The following is a 3,183-nucleotide window of genomic DNA, read 5'->3' as shown; positions in this document are numbered from 1 at the left end:
GCCTGGCAACGTTCTAATCTTGCAGGTCGTAAGACCAACTACCATTGACGCAAAAGAGCTTAACTTCTGTGTTCGGTAAGGGAACAGGTGTGTCCTCTTTGCTATCGTCACCAGACGAAAACATATACATATTATAGTTTAGTTGATTTACTTTGTCAATTCAAAACTTACACTTGATTAAGTTTTCGACCTATTAGTATTAGTCAGCTGAATGTGTTGCCACACTTACACTCCTAACCTATTCTCCTTGTCGTCTTCAAGGGGTCTTATCTAGGAGGAAATCTCATCTTGAGGGGGGCTTCATGCTTAGATGCTTTCAGCTCTTATCCCGTCCGTATTTAGCTACCCAGCTATGCCACTGGCGTGACAACTGGTACACCATTGATACGTCCATCCCGGTCCTCTCGTACTAAGGACAGCTCCTCTCAAATTTCCTACGCCCACGACGGATAGGGACCGAACTGTCTCACGACGTTCTGAACCCAGCTCGCGTACCGCTTTAATGGGCGAACAGCCCAACCCTTGGGACCGACTACAGCCCCAGGATGCGATGAGCCGACATCGAGGTGCCAAACCTCCCCGTCGATGTGGACTCTTGGGGGAGATAAGCCTGTTATCCCCAGGGTAGCTTTTATCCGTTGAGCGATGGCCCTTCCATGCGGAACCACCGGATCACTAAGTCCTGCTTTCGCACCTGCTCGAGTTGTCTCTCTCACAGTCAAGCTCCCTTGTGCCTTTACACTCTGCAAATGATTTCCAACCATTCTGAGGGAACCTTTGAACGCCTCCGTTACTCTTTGGGAGGCGACCGCCCCAGTCAAACTGCCCACCTGACACTGTCTCTGAGTTTTCTATTCTCTAGGTTAGAATTTCAATACAGCAAGGGTAGTATCCCAACATCGCCTCCTCCTACACTGGCGTGCAGGTCTCTTTGGCTCCTACCTATCCTGTACATACTGTATCAAAATTCAATATCAAGCTACAGTAAAGCTCCATGGGGTCTTTCCGTCCTGTCGCGGGTAACCTGCATCTTCACAGGTACTATGATTTCACCGAGTCCATCGTTGAGACAGTGCCCAAATCGTTACGCCTTTCGTGCGGGTCGGAACTTACCCGACAAGGAATTTCGCTACCTTAGGACCGTTATAGTTACGGCCGCCGTTTACTGGGGCTTCAATTCATACCTTCGCTTGCGCTAAGCACTCCTCTTAACCTTCCAGCACCGGGCAGGCGTCAGCCCCTATACTTCACCTTACGGTTTTGCAGAGACCTGTGTTTTTGATAAACAGTCGCTTGGGCCTATTCACTGCGGCCATATCTCTATGGCACCCCTTCTCCCGAAGTTACGGGGTCATTTTGCCGAGTTCCTTAACGATGGTTCTCTCGCTCACCTTAGAATTCTCTTCCCAACTACCTGTGTCGGTTTGCGGTACGGGCACCTTAATCTTGATAGCGGCTTTTCTTGAGAGTTTAGTTTCAACAACTTCGTTACTTGTATTTCACTCCCCTTAACGTTTCATGATTTTGCTTAGCGGTTTTGCCTACTTCGCTCACTTTACGCTTGGACGTACTATTCCATCAGTACGATTGCCTAACTTCCTCTGTCCCCACTTCTCTATATCGATTTTCGGTGGTACAGGAATTTCTACCTGTTGTCCATCGGCTTCTCCTATCGGATTCACCTTAGGTCCCGACTTACCCAGAGCGGACGAGCCTTCCTCTGGAAACCTTAGTCTTTCGGTGGATAGGATTCTCACCTATCTTTCGCTACTCACACCGGCATTCTCACTTCTAACTGCTCCACCTTATCTTCCAATTTGGCTTCTGTGCTGTTAGAACGCTCTCCTACCATATAACTTGCGTTATATCCGCAGCTTCGGTTGTATGTTTAGCCCCGGTACATTTTCGGCGCGATGTCACTCGACCAGTGAGCTATTACGCACTCTTTGAATGGTGGCTGCTTCTAAGCCAACATCCTGGTTGTCTGTGCAATATCACATCCTTTTCCACTTAACATACAATTTGGGACCTTAGCTGGCGATCTGGGCTGTTTCCCTTTCGACCACGAACCTTATCACCCGTAGTCTGACTCCCGTTTATATTTATTTGGCATTCGGAGTTTGTCTGAATTCGGTAATCCGGGATGGACCCCTAGTTCAAACAGTGCTCTACCTCCAATAAACTCTTAACGAGGCTAGCCCTAAAGCTATTTCGGAGAGAACCAGCTATTTCCAAGTTCGATTGGAATTTCTCCGCTACCCACAGCTCATCCAAACACTTTTCAACGTGTCCTGGTTCGGTCCTCCATTCAGTGTTACCTAAACTTCAACCTGGCCATGGGTAGATCACTTGGTTTCGGGTCTACTCCATCATACTTATTCGCCCTATTAAGACTCGCTTTCGCTGCGGCTCCGTGTCTCCCACTTAACCTTGCATGATAAAGTAACTCGCCGGTTCATTCTACAAAAGGCACGCCATCACATCTCTTGATGCTCTGACTACTTGTAAGCACACGGTTTCAGGTTCTCTTTCACTCCCCTCCCGGGGTTCTTTTCACCTTTCCCTCACGGTACTGGTTCACTATCGGTCACTAGGTAGTGTTTAGCCTTGCGAGATGGTCCTCGCAGATTCCAACGGAATTCCTCGTGTTCCGTTGTACTCAGGTGCTATCTCAGGCTTCTTAAGCATTTCGTATACAGGGTTCTTACCTTCTTTGACTCGCCTTCCCATGCGATTCTACTATACTTCTTCTTGCCTTTTGTTGATAGTCCTTCTACCCCAATGAGCATGCTCATTGGTTTGGGCTCTTCCCTTTTCGCTCGCCGCTACTTAGGGTATCGATTTTTCTTTCTTTTCCTGCAGGTACTTAGATGTTTCAGTTCTCTGCGTTCCCTCACCTTTCGGTGTGACACGTTTCTACTCGTGCCGGGTTCCCCCATTCGGATATCTACGGGTCATTGATTACTTACTTCTCTCCGTAGCGTTTCGTCGTTTGTCACGTCCTTCTTCGGCTCCTAGTGCCAAGGCATCCTCCGTGCGCTCTTTTCTACTTAATCGTGTGTAGCTTTTTTCGCTTCGTTTTTTCCTTGAACTCTTGTGAATAGACAATTTCTTGCCTTTTCTTTTCTCGGTTTTTTGTAAATCTTTCTTTCTCTATTAATATGTATTCTGTTTTCATTGTGC

The 3,183-nt window shown here is 47.6% G+C and carries 2 rRNA genes; both read right to left on the bottom strand.

Annotation, left to right across the window (positions count from 1 at the left end):
• Positions 1-115 (bottom strand): 5S ribosomal RNA (rrf, locus tag HMPREF1871_RS02540).
• 58 nt (positions 116-173) lie between these two features.
• A 23S ribosomal RNA gene (locus tag HMPREF1871_RS02535) occupies positions 174-3,056 on the bottom strand.
• Between the last annotated feature and the right edge of the window lie 127 nt (positions 3,057-3,183).

It is taken from the genome of Gemelliphila asaccharolytica, from assembly GCF_001553005.1.
Classification (GTDB): domain Bacteria; phylum Bacillota; class Bacilli; order Staphylococcales; family Gemellaceae; genus Gemelliphila; species Gemelliphila asaccharolytica.
This window is presented reverse-complemented; position numbering and strand designations above follow the sequence as displayed.